Here is a 22,994-nt window from a genome sequence, read left to right as displayed (position 1 = left end):
TACGATGAAAACTTCAAACTCTTTATCCCAATCGCATAAAATTTTATTTTTAAACACACTTGCATTCACGATATGTTTTGCTTGCTGGACTTTAAATGGTGTTTTGGTAACTTTCTTGGTAGACAACGGTATCTTCAAATGGAGCGTTGTGCAAGTGGGATGGCTTCTGGGAATTCCAATTCTTACGGGTTCCATTATGCGATTACCAATTGGTATTTTGACTGATAAATTTGGCGGAAAATACGTTTTCTCCATACTACTCCTTCTCTGCTCTATTCCCTTATTTCTACTGCCATTAGCGGATAGTTTTTTTATGTTTGCCCTTTTAAGCTTTTTGTTTGGTATGGTAGGAACAAGCTTTGCCGTTGGTATTGGCTATACTTCTATTTGGTATCCAAAAGAATGGCAAGGTAGAGCATTGGGGATTTTCGGAATGGGAAATGCCGGAGCTGCTATTACCACATTCATTGCCCCCTCTTTATTGAATCATTTCTCACTTGATGATCCGCAAAACGGTTGGAAATTATTACCTATTATATATGGTTTTGCTTTAGTCGTTATTGGGGTATTTTTCTTGATTTTTGCCAAAAACAAAAAGATAGAAAACCACACCAAAACCGTTTCACAAATGCTGTATTCCTTAAAAAGCGCACGCGTTTGGCGATTTGGAGCCTATTACTTTTTGGTTTTTGGGTGTTTTGTTGCTTATTCCCAATGGTTGTTGCCTAATTTCATGAATGTATACCAAACGAGTCTTGTGATGGGTGGATTGTTCGCCACCATGTTCAGCTTACCATCTGGAGTGATTCGTGCTTTTGGAGGATATTTATCGGATAAATTTGGTGCTCGAAAAGTGATGTATTGGGTATTGGGTTCTTCTGTAATCCTAAGTGCTTTGTTGATGATTCCAAAAATGGATATTACCACAACAGGGCCTGGAGTTTTAGCCACCAAAAAAGGTACAATCACTATGGTTTCTGATTCGAATGTAAAAATTGGTGACACCGATTTTGCCATTACTCAAAAGACAGAACAACCGCAGCAAAGTTCTATTTTTCCGGTTCGAACATCGTGGCAACAAGTAGTTGTAAGTCAGAATCAAGATGTCAAGAAAAAGGAATTGATTGCTAAAGGAATTACCCATATTCGTTTTGATGCCAATATGTGGGTGTACTTAGTTTTGGTGATTCTGATTGGTATTTCCTGGGGAATTGGCAAAGCTGCCGTTTACAAACATATTCCTGAATATTTCCCGACAGAAGTGGGTGTTGTAGGTGGAATGGTAGGAATGATTGGTGGATTAGGTGGTTTTTTTGGACCAATAATCTTCAGTTATTTACTGACAGCAACAGGAATTTGGTCCAGCTCTTGGATATTCATCCTGTTATTTTCAGCCATTTGTTTGATTTGGATGCACTTTACAGTAACGAAAATCATGAACGAAAAACAACCTACGCTATCCCGAGAAATGGAGCGCAAAAAATAAAAATATACTTTTTTGAATGGGTTATTTGGGTTAAAGAAGTTGTTATTCATACACAAAAACCACCTTTAAAAAAGTTTCCTAAACTTTCGATTCCTCTAGAAAGTTTTTACTTCATACACAGTTATAAAACTAATTTTCCTATTACGGTTTTATATCTTGTGTAGAAGCTAAAAAAAGTATTCAACCGCAGATTCATAGATTTTATGTTTGTGATTTGCGGTTTTTTGTTTTAATTGAATGTTCCAAATCAACCACGGATTAGCGAATTAACGATCATTGTTATAATTGCATTTGCGATTCATTTTAAATTAAGTCAATATTTGAGATTGATGATAAATACTACGATCTAAAAACCCAATTAATCTGTTTATCGCATTGTAGAGACGCACTGCAGTGCGTCTCTACAATGCGGTTATGTCGCACGTCTTTACAATATCCCCTCTTTAAATATATATCCAACAAAAATCCCCGTAACGTTTTAACATTACAGGGATTTTTCACTCAAAAAAATTAAATAAAACTAACTTTTATACACCATTCCCATATCTTCGATGGAGAACTTATCGGTTAAGAGGTGTAATAATTTATCTCTTAGTTCAATATATTCGGGCATTTTTACGATTTCGATTTTGTTTCTGGGTCTTGGCAAATGTACTTCTACAATTTCCCTGATGGTGGAAGCCGGACCGTTATTCAGCACCACAATTCTATCGGATAGGAATAAGGATTCTTCGATATCGTGCGTAATCATAACGATGGTTTTTTCACGGTTGTTTAAATTCCATAATTTCAACACTTCCAGTTGCATCGAACCTTTGGTTAAGGCGTCCAAAGCGCCAAAGGGTTCATCTAATAGCAACACGCCCGGATTGATGGCAAAAGCTCTGGCAATGGCAACTCTTTGTTTCATTCCACCCGATAATTGTCCGGGTAACTTATCTTTATGCTCGTATAAATTAACCATTTTCAGGTTTTTCTCGACAATTTCTTGTTTCTCTTTTTTGGAGCAATCCATTACCGAATCAACTGCTTGAAAAATGTTTTGTTCAACAGTCATCCAAGGCAAAAGCGAATAATTTTGAAAAACGATTCCGCGATCCGGTCCCGGTCCTTTTATTTTTTTATTATCTAATGCTACTGTTCCTCCTGTTGGCGTAAGCATTCCTCCTATCGCATTCATAATAGTCGATTTTCCACAACCGGAATGTCCAATGATGGAGATGATTTCCCCTTTTTTGATGGACAGATTGATATCTCTTACGGCTACATATTTTCCTTTTGGTGTTGGAAATGAAATTTCCAAATCTTTAATTTCTAAATAACTCATGATTTCTTTATTTAATGATTTAAAGATTGGCTCTAAAAATCGATGTTATTTTATAGTGAATTCTTTATTTATCGGGTTTGCGTGAGTGATGGCAGTGGAGCTCTTTTTTGAGCCGATTTTCTCGGCTTAAAAAAAGCGGGAACGTACAGCGCGACCCGAAGTTGCGAGGCGACAGACGAAGCAATCTGAAGGGGCACGCCCAAAAGAAAAACTTTCTAATTTTAAAACTACGCTTTGTAAGCTACTTTATTTTCGATAAAAGTGAAGATTCTATCAAAAAGCAATCCTACAATCCCGATGATAATAATGGCCGAAATTACTTTTTCGAGACTTAGCGCATTCCAGCTGTCCCATACAAAAAACCCGATTCCTGCACCACCGGACAACATTTCGCCCGCTACAATTACCAACCAAGCGACGCTAATACTCAATCGTAATCCGGTGATAATGTGTGGTAAACTATAGGGAATTAAGATTTTAGTCAGGTATCTCATCTTGGAAAAACCAAAAGCTTTAGCCACATTTTTATGATCTTGCGGAATCGACGCCACTCCAAAAGAAGTGTTGATCAGCGTGGACCATAATGAGGTGATGAATACGATAAATACGGTTGCCATTCCGGTGTCTTTGAAAACTACCAAGCCAATTGGGAACCAAGCCAGCGGCGAAACGGGTTTGAGCAACTGAACGATTGGATAAAAAATTTGTTTGCAAATGGTGCTTGCTCCCATAAGAATCCCAATAGGAATGGCAATTAAAGAACCCAATAAAAATCCGGAAAGTACCGTTTTGATAGAGCTGAACAATTGCAATCCAATTCCTTTGTCATTTGGTCCGTAATCATAGAACGGATCGCTTAACATTTCTTTTAAAACGGTCAAAGTAGCCACTGGTCCCGGAAGTGCGTCTTGAGTAAAATAACTGAGTAAGCTCCAAAAGCCTCCAAAAATGACCAAACCAATTCCGGCAAAAAAGCCTGATTTTGATTTTTCAAGTAGTGTATTTACGGCTAATTTGATTTTATAATTTTCTGCTGCGACACTTTTTTTGCTTTCTGTCGCCACATTGATGGATGAATCTAATGCATCAATAGTTAGTGTGTTTTTATCGGACATGGTTCTAAAATTTAGTTTAATAATTCATTTATCTTTTTACAACTTTCAAATAAGCCGCAGGATTTGCAGGATCAAAAACCGTTTTATCCATGGTAAGTGCAAATGGTTTCATATCATCATTTGGCACTTTAATTTTCATGCTTGCCGCTACTTCTTTATACAAATCATCCAAAATCAATTTATCTGCAATGGCAGCATAATTTGGTGCTTCTTTCAAATATCCGAATCTAACAAACTGCGCCATTGCCCATATTGCGTGTGATTTACGAGGAAAGTTTACCATTCCGCCTTTGTGAAACAACATATAATCTTTGGCATATACTTGTGTTCCTTGGTTGCAACCCAAATCATAATTTCCCATCAATCTGTTTTCGATTACATCAGCCGGAGCGTTCACATAAGGCGCTCTACCGATAATCGCTGCTGCTTTTTTACGGTTTACAGGATTGTCTAACCAAATGCAGGCTTCCATAACGGCTTTCATTACTTTCACTAAATCGGCTTTGCGTTTAGCACTGAAATCCTTGTTTACCACCAAAGCTTTTTCCGGGTGATCTTTCCAAATATCCTGAGAAGCCACTTGTGTAAATCCAATTCCTTGTTTTACCGCAACGCCACCCCAAGGCTCTCCTACACAAAACCCGTCCATATTACCCACTTTCATATTAGCAACCATTTGAGGCGGTGGAATTGTAATGATTTTTACTGCTTTTTGATTCAAACCTGCAATTGACATCCAGTTGCGCAACCATAAATCGTGTGTTCCTCCAGGAAATGTCATTGCAAAAGTCACTTCTTTTTCGGCTTTTAGTTTAGCCGCAACCACTGGAGTCACTTTATTCATTTGTTTGAATCCCACTTTTCCACAAAAATCTTTTGAAAGCGTAATCGCTTGTCCGTTTACATTCAGCATCATCGCAATTTTCATTTCGGAACCTGCTTTTCCACCTACTCCGGTGTATACTGAAAATGGCATGGAATACAAACAATGTGCTCCGTCTAATTCTCCTGTCAGGATTTTGTCACGAACATTTGCCCAAGACGATTCTTTGGTCACCACAACCTCAACACCGTATTTCTTGAACAAACCCAATTCCTTTGCCATAACTATTGGCGAGCAATCCGTAAGCGGAATAAATCCTAATCGCACCGGATCTTTTTGGGCGGTTATTGTTGTAAAAGCCGAGCTGAATACTACTAAAACCATCAATAGTATTGCTTGGAAATTCCCTATTATTTGTTGATTTGATTTTTTCATTTTAAAAAGATTTAAAAGTTATTTTTTTATTTTTTAGCTAAAAAATTAGGTTTAATATTGACCATTACATACGCAAATTGCGGACTTAAATCTGGTGTTGTAACATTCTTAACCGCCGCAGAAGCCATAGAATTAGTCGCTTTCATGATAGAATAACCCGCTTCAATATTGATCATTTTGGTTAAATTGTATTTCACTAACAAATTCACTTCGGTTCCTAAATAAGAACTTAATTCTCCTCCAGCTCCGTTAGATAATTTATCCGCAGCTTGAAAACCATGAACATCTAAAAAGAGACTCAAATTATCTTTTACATTGTACTTCACTTTGAAGAAATAGTTAAGTAATCCTTGTTTTCCAAAACCATTCGCCGCATAGAAATAATCCATGCTTCCCCAGAATTTATGTGGTGTTCCATAAAGCGGATCAAAACGATTATTATCTGACGTTGCCGTTACTGTTTTTGTACCGTCATCACCCGATAAATAATCGATTCCAGGGCCTACAAATAATTTTCTTCCCACTTGCAAAGCTGAAGTAATAGAAGCCAGATTAGCACTTATAGAGCGACCATCTTTGTCCTTTCCGCCTTGATGGTAGAGACTTCCCGTAAGATTCAGTTTTCTGGTAATCGTCGAATTAAAATAAAATCCGGTTGTATTGCGGCTCCAAACTCCTTCTCCAAATACTTTAGTAGTTACCGCCGGAGTTCCTGAAGTTACATTAGTGTATTTATTGAAATCATCTTTGAAGAACAGAAAAGACACATCTCCAAAAAAGAATTTTCGACCTAAATACGCATACTGAAAGGATTTATACATTGTTCCAATTCCATTTGTACCGGCACCATAAGCAGGATTTGTCCCGTTATAAATAGTGCTTGTGTTTAGTTCTTTGTTTTGATTAAAAGCAGCTCCAACATCGGCAATCCAACCTTTATTCGCAAACTTAAAAACAACAGCATCGTGTCTTCTTCCTTGTTGCAACCAGTCTAAACCGCCCAATACTTTTTGGTCATCATACGAGATTTCCTGGCGTCCAAACTTTACGGATAGATTCTGGATTTTACTAATCGTATCATTCAACATAATCTCTCCCCAAGCTTCATGCAATAAAATTCCGTTATTCGCTTCAGTAGTTGTTCTGTTTATAGTTGAAGCATCTTGACCCCAAACGCGTACGTCTTGCAAAGCCATAAATACTTTAAAACGATATCCAGTATAACCTATATTTAATCGCGCTCTTTGTGAAGTAAACAAACCTGCTTTATCATCTTCTTTCTGCAACGTTCCTTGTCCCGCTCTAAGTTCTGTTCTTTCTCTTACTTGTCCTGTTGCTGTTAATTGCGCTTTGGTTTCGTTATAAATTAAAAATGTTAAAGCAATGCCTAAGAAAATAGATTTGGAAAGAGTTCTACTTGACATTTTTTCTTTGCTTAATCCTTGAATACGTAATGATGTAGTTTTAATCTTTTGCATAATCATCTGTTTTAATTAGTATGTAGCAAATTTACGTAAGTATAAATACTTACGTATAATATAAAAAACAGCTGTTAATAGCTTTTTAATACCAGAAAAAAAGTAGTTATGTCAGTTTAATTACTGCCTTTTAGCAGTAAATAGCAGCAAACCCAGCAATAGCTTGAGGTTAGCTGAATTGAATACGTAGAAAAGGAAGTAGAAACTTCTGGGATTTTCTCGAAAGGCGTTTGGATAATTGACTTTTAAAGACTTTCGATGTTAATTAAATGGGAAGTGGTGGTGGATACAATCTGAAATTGAGCACTAAAGGTATTTGTGCTCTTTTATTTCAGATTTTAATTTGTCTGTGTCGACTAATCCTATTTTCTTACCGATGGTTGTAATAAGTACTTCTTTTTTTAAACTTGAAATCACTCTAATTACCTGCTCATCAGTAGTTCCTGCAAAATCGGCAATTTCTTTTCTGGATAAATCCAAATCGATAACACCGTTCAACTGACCAAATTTTTTATGAATATACAATAAGGTATCAATGACTCTTTCCCTTACGTTCATTTGGGCAATTTTTCGAATGTTATTCTCGCTTTTATTCAATTCTTCTGCGTAAAATAACATTAAATCAAAGGTAAATTCAGGAACATTATGAAGTATTTCCAGCATGTCTTCATTACTGAAATTACACAACATCGTATCCTCTAAAGCGTACGCACCAATGTGGTAGCGCTTGCTCGTACCAAAGCCTCTAAAACCAACTGTATCGCCATCTTTGGTCAAACGTACAATTTGTTCTCTGCCGTGAATGCCTGTTTTTACAGTCTTTACTTTTCCTTTGTAAATAAAATACAAGCCTTGGATTGGCGCCCCTTCAATTATAAATTGTTGCGATTTTTTACAAGTGAAACTTCGATTTTTATCAATGTACTTTTTCATTTGTTCTAAATGAAGGTGCTTTTTTATAAAACAATTTTCATTTATGCAACTGGTACAAGTGGCTAATTCTTCTTTCATACGTAGCTAAAATTTAAAAATCGTTTACAAAATGATGGGATGCATTCATTTATTTTAACCAAAAATATAAAATAATATTCGTTTAATACGTATTAATACGTAAAAATACTTATTTTTACATTTCAATATCTTAGTTAGCGCTCAAATACAGGCTTTCATTATTAATAAAGAAATTCAATAATGCAAAATTCAGAAATCAAAACTACGTGTTCCTATTGTGGAGTAGGATGCGGAATTATAGTAACCAATGATTCTAAAAATGGAATAACAGTAACCGGCGACAAAAACCATCCTGTCAATAAAGGAATGTTATGTTCCAAAGGGTTGAACTTGCATTATGTAGTCAATGATACTTCTGACCGAATCCTATATCCGGAAATGCGATGGAGTAAATCACATCCTATGGAACGTGTGAGCTGGGATACTGCTTTGGATCGTGCTGCGGCAGTATTTACCTCCATCATAAAAAAACACGGTCCAGACAGCGTAGGATTTTACATTTCCGGACAATGCCTCACCGAAGAGTATTATTTGGTAAACAAGCTCGTAAAAGGATTTCTGAAAACCAATAATATCGACACCAACTCTCGCTTGTGTATGAGTTCAGCTGTGGTGGGTTACAAAAAAACATTTGGCGAAGATGCGGTTCCCATCGCTTACAACGATATTGAACTCGCCGATACCTTTTTGATAACCGGAGCGAATCCTGCTTGGTGTCACCCAATTCTTTTTAGACGTATCGAACAACACAAAGAAAAAAATCCAAAAGTAAAAATCATTGTAATTGATCCCCGAAAAACAGATTCGGCCTTAAATGCTGACTTGCATTTACAAATCATTCCAGGGACTGACATTGTTTTATACCATGCTTTGGCCAAAAGGCTCATCGAAAAAGGATATGCCGACACTGATTTCATTAAAAACCATACTGAAAATTTCAAATTATATAAAGATTTAGTTCTTGCAAGCTCGCTAGAGAAAGCATCAAAACTCTGTGGAATACCCGTAAACGATATCAAATTAGCCGCCGACATCATTGGCAAAGCCAAAGGATTTCTTTCGCTTTGGGCGATGGGACTCAACCAAAGTGCTATTGGCGTAGATAAAAATACCGCTTTACTCAACCTTTCTTTACTCACCGGACAGGTAGGAAAACCGGGTTCAGGCCCTTTTTCATTGACGGGTCAACCCAATGCTATGGGCGGTCGTGAAGTGGGCGGAATGGCAAATTTACTCGCAGTTCATAAAGAATTAAATAATCCCGTTCACCGAAAAGAAGTTGCAGATTTTTGGGGAGTGGAAGACATCTCCGAAAAACCGGGATTAACGGCAACAGAAATGTTTGAAGCCTTAGAATCTGGAAAAATGAAGGCAATTTGGGTTATTTGCACCAATCCATTAGTGAGTTTACCGGATTCTCGCCGAGTAGAAAAAGCGTTGGCTAATGCCAAATTTGTGGTGGTTCAAGAGATTTCCCATAATGCTGATACTTCAAAATTTGCCGATTTATTATTGCCGGCAGCAGGCTGGTTAGAAAAAGAAGGCACGATGACGAATTCGGAAAGACGAATTTCGTATTTACCAAAAGGCATCAACGCACCGGGTGAAGCACTTCCCGATGTGGAAATCTTGACTCGCTTTGCTAAAAAAATGAATTTCAACGGTTTTAATTTCAACACCGCCGAAGACATTTACAAGGAATATTGCCTGATGACCAAAAACACCAATATTGATATTTCTTTTTTAAATTACAATCGATTAAAAAACGAAGGTACTTTTCAATGGCCAGTTCCAGATTATGGACATCCCGGAACGCCTCGTTTATTTGCGGATAAAAAATTCTATACGCCTTCGCAAAAAGCGATTTTTAATCTGCCGACAGCGATTGAGAATACCTCAGAACAACCCAGTAATCAATTTCCGTTTATTTTAACAACGGGACGCATTAGAGACCAATGGCATACGATGACTAAAACGGGAAAAGTATCCCGATTGATGACGCATATCCCAAGTCCGATGCTGGAAATAAATCCTATTGATGCCTACAAAGCAGCCATAAAAAGCGGCGATATTGTGGTGGTGACTAGCAAAAATGGTACTGTTCGCGTAAAAGCAAAAGTGTCTGATTCTGATTAGGGAAGGCATACTTTTCTTGCCGATGCACTGGGGAAAACAATTAGAAAATGACTTGAACAGAACCAATAATTTAACCAACACCGTTGTAGATCCCATCTCAAAAGAACCCGATTTTAAGTTTACGACCGTTTCTGTTGCCAAATATGTGAAACCTTTTGAGAAAATCGCAGTTGTGGGCGCAGGAGCAGCCGCTTTCCGATTCATTCAGAACTATAGAGAAATCAATACTTCGGATGAAATTATCGTGTTTTCGAATGAAGAGAATCCTTTTTACAACCGCGTTTTATTACCCGAATATGTAACGGCGGAACTTTCGTGGGAACAGCTTTTGAAAATCAAAGACGAAGCCCTGAGTAAGCTAAATATCACGATGAAATCGAATGTTTCAATTGATACTATCAACACTAAAGAAAATACAATTCTTGATAGTGATGGCATCGTTCATACTTTTGATTCCCTGATATTAGCAACCGGAAGCCGACCTTTTATTCCTGAAAATGCGCAGTTGCATCTGCCGGGACGCTTTACCATAAGAAAAAAAGAAGATGCGGACCGATTGAAAAACTATCTGGATGACACTAATTTGCCTCCAGAGGAGCAGCATGTAGTTATTGTAGGCGGTGGATTATTAGGATTGGAATTGGCTGCAGCCTTGAAACACAAAAAAGTAAAAATTACTATAATTCAAAGGGCTTCCCGATTAATGGAACGTCAATTAGATCGAATTTCCAGTAAATTACTGGCCGAGGAAGTCCAGCTTCGGGACATTCAAATTTATTTTGATAATGAAGTTAGCACGGTATTCGAAACAGAGAACCCGAACGAAATTGAAATTGCGCTCAAAAGTGGTCGAATCATAACTGCTAATGCCATCGTATACACCATTGGAACTATCCCAAATATAGAATTAGCCAAAGAATCCGGCATTTCCTGCGGGCGTGGCGTAAAAGTGAATCAGTATTTACAATCGTCGAATCCAAACATTTTTGCCATTGGTGAAATCGCTGAATTCAACAATCAGTTATTCGGCATCACCTCAGCGGCTGAAGAACAAGCGGATGTTTTGGCGAATTTTATGGCCGGCGACATCAGCAGTTTCTATAAAGGTTCCGTTTTAATGAACATCCTGAAACTCGAGGACATCAATTTATGCAGCATTGGTGTAATTGAAATCCCAGAGAATGATGATTCCTACGAAGAAATTGTGTTTTCTGATTTGGGAAAAAGATATTATAAAAAATGTATCGTCAAAAATGATTTGTTAGTAGGTGCAATTTTGATGGGCGATAAAAATGAGTTTGCCGAATTCAAAACCATGATTGAAAGCAAAATCGAATTATCCGACAAAAGAAATACGTTGTTGAGAGGAAGTTCGAATGCGAAACCCGTTTTAGGAAAACTCGTTTGCTCTTGCAGCCAAGTGGGAAGCGGGAATATTGAAGAAGCCATAAAAAGCGGCGTAACTAACTTCACTGAATTATGCAAAACCACCGGCGCTGGACTGGGTTGCGGAAGTTGTAAAACCGAAGTGAAAGAAATTTTAGCAAAAACTAAATAGTGTTTGTTTCAAGTTTAAGGTTTAAAGACGAAACCTTAAACTTGAAACCTTAAACTTGAAACTATAAAAAACATGGAATTGACAAGACTAATAGTAAAAGGAGGCGTGATTTCACCGGGTGAATTACGAGAAATTGTAAATATGGCTTTAGAACAAGGGCTGGATTCCATCTCCTTTGGTTCTCGACAAGACATTATATTTCCAAAAGATTTTACGGCGGTTGATAAGGAAAAAGTCGGCAAAAATCTTTTTGTTCATCCCAATGAAAAAAGCGGAAATAACATTGTTTCGTCCTATGTTTCCACCAATATTTTTAGGAATACACCTTGGCTTACGGGAAATAAATTTTTATATATTTTAGAACAATTTACGGAACATCCCAAGCTAAAAGTTAATATCACCGACCCAAAACAACAGCTTGTTCCTTTGTTTACCGGACACATCAACTTCATTGCTTCGGATCACGAGGATTACTGGTTTCTATACATTCGTTTGCCCAAATGGGACAAAATGGAAATGTATCCCGTACTGATTTACAGCTGGAATATCGCTGAAATATATTATGAAATAGAAAAGAAACTTATTGAAGAACCAGATTCTGTTGAAATGATTTTTCAATTGGTCAGCGATGCTTTGGACACCAATAACAGAACCATAGACAAACCCTTGAACATTCCTTTTTATCCTTTCCCGTACTACGAAGGCATGAATCGTTTGGGAATTGACCAATATTGGCTGGGTTTGTATTGGAGAAATAACCTCTATGATTTAGACTTTCTAGCAGCAATGTGCGATTTGTGTTTTGATTGTAAAATTGGAAAAATATGCATCACGCCTTGGAAATCGTTTATCATAAAAGGGATTCCAAAAGACCGAAAATTAGACTGGGAAAAATTCCTGGGCAAAAAAGGAATTAACGTGCGTCACTCCTTATTAGAACTCAACTGGCATTTACCCGTTGCGATAGAATGGGCATTGAATCTCAAAACATTTCTGGTTCGAACGCTGGATCAGTTTGACATCAGCACATACGGGCTTACCTTTGGTTTATCAGAATACAACAGAGACGGGCATTATTTCACTTCGATTGTAGTTGAAAAAAATGAGTTGCCAAAAGATTTAGAATCCATCAAAATTAGAGACACCTATAATGTCTTGTATGCCAAAAATTTTGACCCAAATACCAAAGAATATATTGTTCATGCCCAAGATGTGGACAAACTGGAATTGCCAACGATTTTAATTGAATTGAGTAGGAAATATTTTGAGGAATTAGGAAATCAAATTGCCGAAGTACCAACAAAAGCTGCCAAAAAAGAGAAAGTAGCGCAAGACATTCATCAATGTCCGGAGTGCTTGACTTTATACAATTCAGAATACGGCGATGTTATTCAAGGCATTGAAAAAGGAGTTTTATTCAAAGATTTACCTGAGGATTATTACTGTTCTTTATGTGAATCTCCAAAAATAAACTTTATCGTATTAGCCGGAGAAAAACTGGGAACTGTATAAAAAAGCCATTTATAAAACAACTAACGCATCAAATGAACACTACTTTCAAAACGGTAAGCACCTCACATATCACCATTTCAGAATTAATGCTGCCTTCGCACACTAATTTTAGTGGCAAAATTCATGGAGGTTACATTTTATCACTACTCGATCAAATTGCTTTTGCCTGCGCTTCCAGATTTTCAGGAAATTATTGTGTAACGGCTTCTGTAGATACGGTGAATTTCTTGAAACCTATTGAAGTGGGCGAACTGGTAACTATGAAAGCCAGTGTAAATTACGTGGGAACGAGTTCTATGATTATTGGTATTCGTGTTGAAGCCGAAAACATTCAAACCGGAGTCCTAAAACATTGCAATTCGTCTTATTTTACAATGGTTTCCAAAGACAAAGAAGGAAAAAACGCTCCCGTTCCCGGATTAATTTTAACCAATCTAAAAGAAGTTAGTCGGTTTCAAAACTGTGTCAAACAAATTGCTTTGAAAAAAGAAAGAGAATACCAAAGAAGCATTGCTACTTTTGGGTCTATTGAAACTATTTTGAGTTTAAATCAGTATAATGTCAAGGTAGAATTGCAATGAATTCCATTGATTCTAAAATATAAAAATGGGTACTCCTTTTACAAAACAAGATTGTAAAAGAAGAACCATTACTACTATAAATACTTCAATTATAATGAATAATTTTGGGCAACACCGCATGATTTCATTTCGCCAGTTTGAAAACCATGTTGTTTTCTAATCGAATCAATATCACTTCGAAGTTTTTCTAAATTCTCATTTTTGCAAATTATTGTTGCAACGATAAAATGTATCCCTTGACTTTCAAAATCAAAAGAATTATTCCCAAATTCGTCTACAAATGCAGTAATATTTTGTTGCATTTTGTTTTTTTTTTAATGAGGTATAACGTTTATTCACTTGGCGATGTGGCGGATTAAGTAAGTCTAAACTTTCGGGTAACAACTATTTTTACAAATACAAAACCATCTTTAAAAGAAGACTAAATCCGCCATATTGCCAAAGGTCATACCTAGTTATTCTATTTCAATGTCAAGCCTATTTTTAAAATGGTCTTTCCAAAATTTGATTACTATTTCAATTTCATAGACAAAATATAAAATAGTTCCTTCCTCCATTTCTATTTCAAGACTTGTTTGATCAAATTCTCTACTAAAAACATTAGAAAATGGACCTTCGTGTCTTAAAGTTGTATTTATTGAGGCCTTGGCGTAGAAACTTTTGAATGTTTTGAACCATTATCAATATCATGCATAATCTTTAGTGATCCACATTCAGGATAAAGTGTTTCTCTAAAATCTCCAATAGAAGACATTAAATGGACATCTTTGTATTGTTCAAAAACCCAATCAACCAAATGCCACGCATTAGTACATAGTTCAGTTGCTTTAACTGATGATGTGTCATCTTTTTTAAATTCTTCGTATTGTAAAAGCAAATCCTTTAATCTATCTTTTTAGTTCATATCTTCAAATGTGTACATAGTTTCTTTATAATTAGGAATAACTAGCATATAGTACTGACGTTATTATACTTATCATCCTAAATCGGTTAGGCAGCACTGATAATCATCAGACATTACTTCTTTCAAATGTAGTATTTAATCACCGAAAAATCTGATAAATCAGTTTTGATAATTAACTTATTTTCAAAAATAATTCCTTCTTAATAGTAAACTTTACGGGAAACCGCATTCACGGTTTTTTCCACAAATACCCTAGCCCCGGTAGCAATGAATACCCCATGCAGGTGGAGAACCACTTTTTCTGGTGGTGGCAGAGCGACCGCAGGAAGCTCCTGCCAGCGCCTAGAAAAAGGGTTTGAGACCAAATAGGTTGTAACGAATAACGGGAGTAGCTCCTAAAAAAAGCGTCGTATTAACCGCCAATAGCAATCATGCTGCGGTTATCTTGATTCAAAGCAGGATTATTCACATCCTCGATTGTAGCCATTCCTGCGCGTACTTTCTTTTTGTTTTTAATGGCAAAAGCAATCAAGTCTTCTATCGCTTCGCCATTTCTGAAAGGCGTCAGTAAATCTGTCTCGGAGTTGGAGAACAGACAGTTTTTAATTTTCCCGTTGGCTGTAAGCCGAATTCTGTTGCAACCGTCACAAAAAGGATTGGTTATCGAACTGATAATCCCAAAACTTCCCAAGTAGTTTTTTATTCTGAATTCTCTGGCGGTGAAGTTTTTATCATCTTCTAATTTCTCTAAATGGGATTCCGGGAAATGATGTTGCACCTGATCCAGAATCTCCTTTTGAGAAACCATTTTGCTCTTATCCCACTCATTTCCTGCAAAAGGCATGAATTCTATAAACCGAATCGAAATGGGTAAAAACTCGGCGAGTTTAATAAAATCAATGATTTCGTCGTCATTGAATCCTTTTATCAAAACCACATTTACTTTGATTTTGAAATCATTGTTCAACAATAAATGCAGATTATCAATTACACTCTGAAACTGGTTTCTAAGGGTAATCGAATGGAATTTGGAAGCCACCAAAGTATCTAAACTCAAGTTGATTTTCTTGACCTTAAATTGCTTTAAAACGTCTATATGTTTGTTAATCAGAATTCCGTTTGTAGTAATGGAAATCTCGGTTTTGAGTGACGCTAGTTTGGCTATAATTTCAGGAAAATCTTTTCGTAACAACGGTTCTCCGCCGGTCAATCTTATTTTGTCAACACCATTATTGACGAATGTTTGGGCGATGGCGTGAATTTCGTCAGCCGTCATCAAGCTCGCTTTTGGACTTAATACAATTCCATCGGCTGGCATACAATAGGTACAACGCAAATTGCATCTCTCAATTAAGGAAATACGCAAATAGTTGTGTTTACGTCCAAAATCATCCGTTAAAACAGCATTATTTGGTGTCATGATTATTGCCTTTTAAAATATGAAAAACATGTAGCACATGAGGAAATATGGCATCCATGGATTCTTTTGCACCATTGGTTGAACCGGGCAAAGCCAAGACCAACGAATTTCCTAAAGTTCCTGCTACGGTTCTGGAAAGCATCGAATACGGCATGCGTTCTTGCCCATAACTTCGTATGGCTTCCTCGATTCCCGGAATTCTGGTTTCTAATAAAGGTTCCAATGCTTGCGGTGTAACATCTCTTGGCGAAAGCCCGGTTCCTCCCGTAAAAATGATCAATTGATTCTCTTTGGCGAAAGCTTTAGTGCGCTCTTGAATCACATCAATTTCATCCGGTATGATTTCGTAATGCGTAGTTTCCACTCCGCTAGTTTCCAGTTTTTCAACAATAATTTTACCGGAACGATCTTGTTTATCGCCTGCAAAAATAGAATCGGAACAAACAAAAACCGCCGCTTTAATGGCTGATGGAAATCTATTTTTGAAAGACGATTTTCCACCTTCCTTACTGATTAACTTAATCGTCGAAATCTCGATGTTTTTGTCAATTGGCTTCAGCATATCATACATCGTAAGCGCCACAATTGAAGCCCCGTGCATCGCCTCGACCTCAACTCCGGTTTTGTAAACCGTTTTCACATTGAAAATAATATCAATGCTCAATTCGTTGATTTCATATGCTACCGAAGTAAATTCAATTGGAATAGGATGACAATCCGGAATGGATAAATGCGTGTTCTTCACGGCAAACAATCCAGCAGTTTTTGCCATTTCCAGTACGTTTCCTTTTGGAACCAGATTATTTACAACGGCATCAATAGTTTCTTGCTTGCTAACTATAACTGTTGCTTTTGCGGTTGCGGTACGGAGCGTACTTATTTTATGTGTGATATCAACCATTTTTATCTGTCTATAGTTTTAAAATCTAAAGTTGCAAAGTCAGCCTCTTGAAACAATAAAACCGTTATTTTTAATTCGTTTGGATTATTCTATTTATAGAATTCAAAAAGACTTCAGCCTAATCCACTTTAAGACTTTCGACCTTCGACTTTATGGCTTTATGACTTTATGACTTTATGACTTTTATGATTACAAACTATTTTTCTTCCAAGTAAATGTACTGTTTTCAAAAATTTCTTTGCCAAAAATAGGCACATCTGTTTTTATCCAATTCACAATCGTTTCCGTGGCCTCATACACTTGCTTTCTTCTGGCTGCCGAAACAAAGACAAATAAACAGATTTCTCCTGCTTTAACCACGTCCAAACTATGATAAATGTGCATGCAAATTAAATCGAATTGCGCAAAAGCTTTCTCTCTAATTACGTTCAGGGCTTCGTCTGCCATTTCTTCGTAAGCGGTGTAATCTATTGCAGCTACGGTTTGCCCATCAATTACATCGGCTCTGACCTGTCCCAAAAAAATATTGTGCGCACCAATAGTGGTTTTCGATTGATGTTTGGCAATCGACTGCCCTATAAATTCCGAAGAAATTGGTCCTTGAATGAAAACAGTTTTCTTACTCATGATTTTATTTTATTTATACTTACAAAGTTTCAAAAGCCTTGTAGGCATCTATTTTATCTAATGCTTTAGCGCCACCGGAAATACTTTTGGCATTCCTGAAATTATTATTTCTAAGAATCTCTACTGCCTTTTTACTTCTAATTCCGGATTGACAAAAAACAAATAATTCTGCATTGCTATCCAACAGATGCAAGGTTGCTTTTAAACGGTGTAACGGAATTTGAAGTACATTTTTGATTGTTATTTTTGGATACTCATCCAAATTTCGAACATCAAGAAAAACAACATTTTTATTATTTATTTGTTCCAAAGCGAGAGCAGCACTAATTTCAAGATTTGCAGTTTCTACTGAGCTATACTTGTTTTTGAAAGTTAGTAAATCAATAGTGCTCGTAACTTTTTTTGAAAACTCAAATTTCTGTTGTTCGTTATTCAACATATTATAAACCAATAATTTTCCAGACAACAACTCTCCTATTCCCAAAACCATTTTCAAAACTTCATTCGCCTGAAACATCCCGATGATTCCCACCGATATTCCCATAACACCTGCATCATTACAGTTCCTTACTTCACTATTTTCCTCTGGAAACAAACAGCGGTATGTAGGTCCGTTTTCATAATTAAAAACAGCAACCTGCCCTTCAAATTTATAAATAGAACCGTAAACAAACGGTTTGTTGGTTACGCAACACGCATCATTAATCAAATATTTAGTAGTTAGATTATCCGTGGCGTCAACCATAATATCATAGTGTTCGAATAAAGAAATTGCGTTTTTCGAGTCTAATTTCTCCGTGATTGCATTTATATTTATCGAAGGATTGAGTTCCAAAGCCATTGCTGCTGCCTCCAGCACTTTGCTTTTCCCCACCGAACTGCTTTTGTAAATCACTTGGCGTTGCAAATTGGTCACTTCGATTCGATCATCGTCAATAATCCCAATTTCCCCTATTCCGGCTGCAGCCAAATACGGTAAAACAGCCACACCCAATCCTCCGGCACCAATTATTAAGACTTTGGCTTGCTGCAGTTTTTGTTGACCATTAATGCCTACTTCAGGAAGTATAATTTGTCGGTTGTATCGTGTTGTTTCCATAATCTTAAATCTCTATCCTCCGGCAAATGGTGGTAATAAAGCAACAATATCGTTACTTTTTAGAATATAACTGGTCGTATCTTGTATTATTTTTTGATTAATGGCTACGCTAAATGAAAGCAGATTCAATTCATATTTATAGTTTAATACAGACAATAAATCTTTCAAAGACATATTCGAAAAAGAAAATTCTTCCCCTTGACTTTTTGTTTTTTCAGCTATAGCTCCAAAATATTTTACCGTTATCATGACATTACATTTAAATTTTGAAAAATAAACTCGTCTTCTAAATTCTCCTCTTGAAAATAAGCCGTTAGTTTCGAAGCATTTCGCACCACTTCACCAATGACAATAATTGCGGGAGAAGAAAGTTGTTGCTCTTGAACTAATTTTGCAATCGAACTCATTGTTCCAACCACTTTTTTCTCCGTGTCTTTTGTTCCGTTTTGAATGATGGCAACAGGCAAATCATCGGTTCTGTTGTTTTGATAAATCGAAATAATTTCGTCCAATTTATTCATTCCCATCAAAATAACTACCGTTGCTGAGGATTGTGATGCCAAAACCACGTCTTTAGACAATTTATGATCCGAAGTAGTTCCGGTAATTACCCAGAAACTTTCGGCAATTTTTCTTTGTGTCAAACTAATTCCATTTGATGCCGGCACTCCTAAAGCCGATGAAATTCCGGGAACAATTGCTGTTTCCAAATCAAATTTTTCGGCGAATTCTATTTCTTCACTTCCTCTTCCAAAAACAAATGGATCGCCGCCTTTTAATCGGACGACATGGCCAAAACGTTTTGCCATCGACACAATCAATTCATTAATTTGATCCTGACTGTAGGCGTGACAACCAAAACGTTTCCCCACAAAAATGATTTCGGCATCCGACGCATATTGCAATAATTCTTCATTTACAAGGGCGTCATACAAAACTACATCAGCACTTTCCAGCGCTTTAATAGCTTTTAAAGTAATCAACTCTACATCTCCAGGACCTGCCCCGACGATTGTCAATTTTGGTGTATTTGAATTTTTCATTTTAACTGGGATAAATTGGTATTTAATTCGTTCAACTCGGCAACAGAATTTATATTTTTAAATAAGTGTCTTTTTTCATCCGTAATCGGAATCAATTGATGTTTTACATTTGAAATGAAGCGCATCATTTTTAAATCATTATCATCAATTGCCTTTTTTAAAACAGGTATTACAGTTGTAGCATAAATTCCTATCAAAGGATGAATCCGATTTGCATCTTCAAAAACAGAAACATCAAAATTTGAGCTATGCTTTTCGATCAACTCCAATAGTATTTCACTAGAAATCAATGGAATATCACAACTCAATATCAAATTCATCACGGTTTCTGAATGAGCCAAAGCGGTATATATTCCGCCCAAAGGTCCTTTATCAACTACAATATCTTTTATTTTTTTGTATGCTAAATAATCATAATCGTTTGTATTCGTAATCAATTGAATATTACTTGAAATTGGCAAAACCGATTCAATAATATGCTTGATAAAAGGTTTGTTTTGGTATAAAACCAATCCTTTCTCCGATTGCATTCGGCTACTTTTCCCTCCACAAAGAATCGATACTTGCATACTTTCTAATGTATTGATTAAACAATCAACTTCACGCTCGCTAATAATATTACGGTTGCCAATACATATTTTAAAACCTTATTCGAAAAATAACCACTCCCGTAAAAGGCTCCTAAAATCCCTCCGAAAACAGCTATTGGAACTAAATAAAAGCTTTCTGTTGGAAACGTTTTGTCTCCCATAAAATATCCCGAAAGTCCTGCAATAGAGTTCACCAGAATAAATAAACTGGAAATAGCTGCTGTTTCTTTTAACTTTGCCCAACCCAATAATAATAGAATTGGACTCAAAATAACGCCTCCGCCAATCCCTAACATTCCAGATAACAACCCTATCCCGAAACCTATTCCCATAGCTAAAGGAATATTTATTTTGGCACTTTCTGTTTCTTTTGAATTAAAAAAACCGAACAACCGCAACGCTGCCAGAATCAAAACAATTCCTAACAATATCTTATAAAAACTATTTTCTAACGGAATCATCCCTCCAATAAAAGCAGCCGGTACCGAAGTTATCGCAAAAGGATAAAACAGTCTGGGCTTGAAGAAATCTTTTTTATAATAAAAGAAAAAAGAAATTCCTGAAACAAACAAATTAAGCAATAAAGCAGAAGGTTTCATCACCGAAACAGGGAGTGCAAAAATCGCCATCAATGCCAAATATCCCGAAGCACCGCCGTGTCCCACACTGGAATACAAAAACGCAACCACCACTAATAATACGCCGAATACAATCAAAAAATCATTATTTACTATTGACATCTTTACGCTATTAATTAAGTGGTATAACCAGTACTTCCTGATCTTTTTCAATATTTACGGCATCATAGGGCAAACAAATTAAAGCATTTGCTGTTGCAAAAGTATTCAGCATGGCGGAACTTTGACTCTCTAAAACCGTCACTTTTTCATCATCAAAAAACGCTTTCAAGAACAATGTTTTCCCTGAGGTATTTTCAAAGTGTGCAGTTATTTTTCGTTTGATTTTTGGCAAATGAACCGCTTCAAAACCCATATTTATTTTTAGCGCCGGATGAACATAAATATAAAAACTGGTCAATGTCGAGGCTGGATTTCCAGGCAAAGCAAAAACTATCGTTTTGTCTTTTTTTCCAAAAAATAATGGTTTTCCAGGCTTTTGATTGATTTTATAAAACAACTCTACTACTCCATTAAATAAAAGCGCTTCCTTCACAAAATCATAATCCCCAACCGAAATTCCGCCCGAAACAAGCACTACATCAAATGCAGACACACAATATTTCAAGAGCTTTTTAGTAGCTTTCAAACTATCCTTTACCCGGAATGTTTCCATTTTTTTAATACCAATTCCCTGCAAAGCGGCTTGCAGCATAATCGAATTACTTTCGTAAATCTTTCCTTGAGCCAATTTCTTACCTGCTTTTACCAATTCGTTTCCAGTAACCACAATCGCAACTTTTGGCTTCGCATAAACGGTAATTTCAGTGATTCCTAAACAGACTAAAAAACCTACAGCTGCGGGAGTTATCACCGTATTATTTTCAAGTACCAGCTCGTTTTCCTTGATTTGCTCGCCTTTGTTTCTGACATTCGCAAACTGTGCGGGCATTTTGGTGATTTCAAGCGTTTGATTTGCGACCGTAGTATGCTCTTGCATCACAACCGTATCCAAATTATCTGGGACATAAGCACCTGTGAATATTCGGATTGCCTCTTCTTTTTTTATTTTTTTATTCGAAAAATCACCGGCTTTCGAAGTGCTTACCACATTAAACTGTTGCATTTCACTACAGGCAAAAGCGTAACCATCCATTGCTGATTGACGAAAAGGAGGCATATCCATTGGTGAATAAATAGCTTCCGCCAAAATAAAACCAAGTGATTTAGCTACTTTAATTTTCCTGATAGGCATCTTGCAACTATTTTGTGCAATAATTGATAAGGCTTGGTCTACTTGTATCATACAATTTTGAATAAAAATAAGTAAAAATACTTATTGCGAATATACGTAAATATACCAACTTCAATAAAAAATTAACTTCAATAACTGACGAAATGAATAAAGTGCAATTAAATTGGTTTTACTTATCATAAACCAAATAAAGCTATATCAAATCTGAAATATCCGTAAAACAAAAAACAAAAAAAATGATATATAGATTGGTTTATTAATAGAAGTTGAAATCTTTGAGCCACAAAATATAGGCCCCTGTAATAGCAAATTTTAATGAAAGCTTTAGTGGAATTATTTATTATTAATGAAACAGATCTTATCAAGATTTTTTTACTTTCCATAAAGTCAGTATTTGCAGGTACTGCTGATTCGGACTTCATCAAGTATCTTCAATTTCTAGATCTAACAATGTTTGTTTTTAATAGAGTAAGGAACTATTCCTCTTTAACTTTATCTTTACTTTTTGTTTGCATATCCATTATCCTCTTGCAACACTTTTCGATTGATTATTAAACAAATTTTAAGCTATTAAATCAGATAAAAAGAGGCTACTATTCCATATGCATTTTCTGAAACAAATCACAGTTATCGACTTAAATGTCGGTGGGCATTCAAAATAAATCATCAATTTCAACTATATGCTTTTACATATAAATTTAATTTAATAAAACAAATTATATGCTTTTACATATAATTAATTATATTTGTTTAAAATTGTTGCAAAAGCATATAATTATGCCATCGCTAACAATACAGTTAAAATCATTAAAAATGGCGATTACACAGAATCTATAAGAATCAATAAATTTCCGACTATGAAAACAATAGCAGATTTTGTAAAAGAGAAAAGAAATGAGGTAAACCTCACTCAGGAGGACTTTGCAGTGCGAGCCGGTGTTGCTCTTACAGTGATACGAAAAATAGAACAAGGAAAAGAAAACCTGAATCTCGAAAAAGTAAACCAGGTACTCAAAATGTTCGGACATACCTTAGCTCCGGTAAATGCAAGGGAATTATCAAAAAGTGAAGATTAG

General features: G+C 36.2%; 20 protein-coding genes and 1 pseudogene. 5 read left to right on the top strand and 16 right to left on the bottom strand.

The features are described 5' to 3' along the window. The first annotated feature begins 4 nt into the window (after positions 1–4). A complete protein-coding gene (locus AC0J6S_RS10620) occupies positions 5–1,486 on the top strand; it encodes an MFS transporter (protein ID WP_474953785.1) in 1,482 nt (493 codons plus the stop codon). Positions 1,487–2,006: 520 nt separating this feature from the next. On the opposite strand, the gene AC0J6S_RS10615 is transcribed toward AC0J6S_RS10620, so the two are convergent. The 5 genes from AC0J6S_RS10615 to AC0J6S_RS10595 all read right to left on the bottom strand — a co-directional run bounded on the left by AC0J6S_RS10615 (position 2,007) and on the right by AC0J6S_RS10595 (position 7,675). Continuing rightward, entirely contained in the window at positions 2,007–2,813 is an 807-nt protein-coding gene (locus tag AC0J6S_RS10615) for an ABC transporter ATP-binding protein (protein ID WP_474953784.1), read from the bottom strand. Between the two features lie 227 nt (positions 2,814–3,040). Beyond that, positions 3,041–3,928, bottom strand: a complete 888-nt coding sequence (gene ntrB / locus AC0J6S_RS10610; protein WP_474953783.1) for a nitrate ABC transporter permease — start codon at positions 3,926–3,928, stop codon at positions 3,041–3,043. Positions 3,929–3,956: 28 nt separating this feature from the next. Continuing rightward, complete coding sequence (locus tag AC0J6S_RS10605) at positions 3,957–5,186, bottom strand: CmpA/NrtA family ABC transporter substrate-binding protein (protein WP_474953782.1); 1,230 nt, start codon at positions 5,184–5,186, stop codon at positions 3,957–3,959. A gap of 26 nt (positions 5,187–5,212) precedes the next feature. Next, positions 5,213–6,664, bottom strand: a complete 1,452-nt coding sequence (locus tag AC0J6S_RS10600; RefSeq protein ID WP_474953781.1) for an alginate export family protein — start codon at positions 6,662–6,664, stop codon at positions 5,213–5,215. A gap of 306 nt (positions 6,665–6,970) precedes the next feature. After that, positions 6,971–7,675, bottom strand: a complete 705-nt coding sequence (locus AC0J6S_RS10595) for a Crp/Fnr family transcriptional regulator (protein WP_474953780.1) — start codon at positions 7,673–7,675, stop codon at positions 6,971–6,973. Positions 7,676–7,855: 180 nt separating this feature from the next. Here AC0J6S_RS10595 and AC0J6S_RS10590 point away from each other — a divergent pair. The 3 genes and pseudogenes from AC0J6S_RS10590 (at position 7,856) to AC0J6S_RS10580 (ending at position 13,462) form a co-directional block, all read left to right on the top strand. Continuing rightward, positions 7,856–11,369 (top strand): annotated as a pseudogene (locus AC0J6S_RS10590) (molybdopterin-dependent oxidoreductase). Positions 11,370–11,441: 72 nt separating this feature from the next. After that, positions 11,442–12,881, top strand: a complete 1,440-nt coding sequence (locus AC0J6S_RS10585; RefSeq protein WP_474953779.1) for a rubredoxin — start codon at positions 11,442–11,444, stop codon at positions 12,879–12,881. A gap of 32 nt (positions 12,882–12,913) precedes the next feature. After that, entirely contained in the window at positions 12,914–13,462 is a 549-nt protein-coding gene (locus tag AC0J6S_RS10580; RefSeq protein WP_417980447.1) for an acyl-CoA thioesterase, read from the top strand. Between the two features lie 89 nt (positions 13,463–13,551). Here AC0J6S_RS10580 and AC0J6S_RS10575 read toward each other — a convergent pair whose 3' ends face one another. The 11 genes from AC0J6S_RS10575 to AC0J6S_RS10525 all read right to left on the bottom strand — a co-directional run bounded on the left by AC0J6S_RS10575 (position 13,552) and on the right by AC0J6S_RS10525 (position 21,969). Then, a complete protein-coding gene (locus tag AC0J6S_RS10575; protein WP_474953778.1) occupies positions 13,552–13,764 on the bottom strand; it encodes a DUF3800 domain-containing protein in 213 nt (70 codons plus the stop codon). Between the two features lie 332 nt (positions 13,765–14,096). After that, positions 14,097–14,339 carry a hypothetical protein gene (locus AC0J6S_RS10570; RefSeq protein WP_474953777.1) on the bottom strand — a complete coding sequence of 81 codons (243 nt, stop codon included), beginning with the start codon at positions 14,337–14,339 and terminating at the stop codon, positions 14,097–14,099. A 439-nt stretch (positions 14,340–14,778) separates the two neighbouring features. Beyond that, entirely contained in the window at positions 14,779–15,786 is a 1,008-nt protein-coding gene (gene moaA / locus AC0J6S_RS10565) for a GTP 3',8-cyclase MoaA (RefSeq protein WP_474953776.1), read from the bottom strand. Next, the gene (gene moaCB / locus AC0J6S_RS10560) at positions 15,773–16,687 is read right to left on the bottom strand and encodes a bifunctional molybdenum cofactor biosynthesis protein MoaC/MoaB (protein ID WP_474953775.1); all 915 of its coding nucleotides are present in this window, start codon (positions 16,685–16,687) and stop codon (positions 15,773–15,775) included. The genes moaA and moaCB overlap by 14 nt, the downstream gene beginning before the upstream one ends. Positions 16,688–16,876: 189 nt before the next feature. Further along, positions 16,877–17,314, bottom strand: coding sequence for a molybdenum cofactor biosynthesis protein MoaE (locus AC0J6S_RS10555; RefSeq protein WP_474953774.1), 438 nt, complete (start codon positions 17,312–17,314; stop codon positions 16,877–16,879). A 19-nt stretch (positions 17,315–17,333) separates the two neighbouring features. Next, entirely contained in the window at positions 17,334–18,413 is a 1,080-nt protein-coding gene (gene moeB / locus AC0J6S_RS10550; protein WP_474953773.1) for a molybdopterin-synthase adenylyltransferase MoeB, read from the bottom strand. Positions 18,414–18,425: 12 nt separating this feature from the next. Next, on the bottom strand, positions 18,426–18,662 hold the full coding sequence (locus tag AC0J6S_RS10545) for a MoaD/ThiS family protein (protein ID WP_474953772.1): 237 nt from the start codon (positions 18,660–18,662) through the stop codon (positions 18,426–18,428). Then, complete coding sequence (cobA, locus tag AC0J6S_RS10540; RefSeq protein ID WP_474953771.1) at positions 18,659–19,456, bottom strand: uroporphyrinogen-III C-methyltransferase; 798 nt, start codon at positions 19,454–19,456, stop codon at positions 18,659–18,661. Before cobA ends, AC0J6S_RS10545 begins: the two co-directional genes overlap by 4 nt. Then, positions 19,453–20,025 carry a molybdenum cofactor guanylyltransferase gene (locus AC0J6S_RS10535; RefSeq protein WP_474953770.1) on the bottom strand — a complete coding sequence of 191 codons (573 nt, stop codon included), beginning with the start codon at positions 20,023–20,025 and terminating at the stop codon, positions 19,453–19,455. Before AC0J6S_RS10535 ends, cobA begins: the two co-directional genes overlap by 4 nt. A gap of 17 nt (positions 20,026–20,042) precedes the next feature. Further along, positions 20,043–20,786 (bottom strand): sulfite exporter TauE/SafE family protein, encoded by a 744-nt coding sequence (locus AC0J6S_RS10530; protein WP_474953769.1) that lies wholly within the window; start codon positions 20,784–20,786, stop codon positions 20,043–20,045. A gap of 10 nt (positions 20,787–20,796) precedes the next feature. Continuing rightward, positions 20,797–21,969 (bottom strand): molybdopterin molybdotransferase MoeA, encoded by a 1,173-nt coding sequence (locus AC0J6S_RS10525; protein WP_474953768.1) that lies wholly within the window; start codon positions 21,967–21,969, stop codon positions 20,797–20,799. Positions 21,970–22,775: 806 nt separating this feature from the next. On the opposite strand from AC0J6S_RS10525, the gene AC0J6S_RS10520 reads away from it, so the two are divergent. Further along, positions 22,776–22,994, top strand: coding sequence for a helix-turn-helix domain-containing protein (locus AC0J6S_RS10520; protein WP_474953767.1), 219 nt, complete (start codon positions 22,776–22,778; stop codon positions 22,992–22,994).

It is taken from the genome of Flavobacterium sp. TS_SC_5 (assembly GCF_056156265.1).
This window is presented reverse-complemented; position numbering and strand designations above follow the sequence as displayed.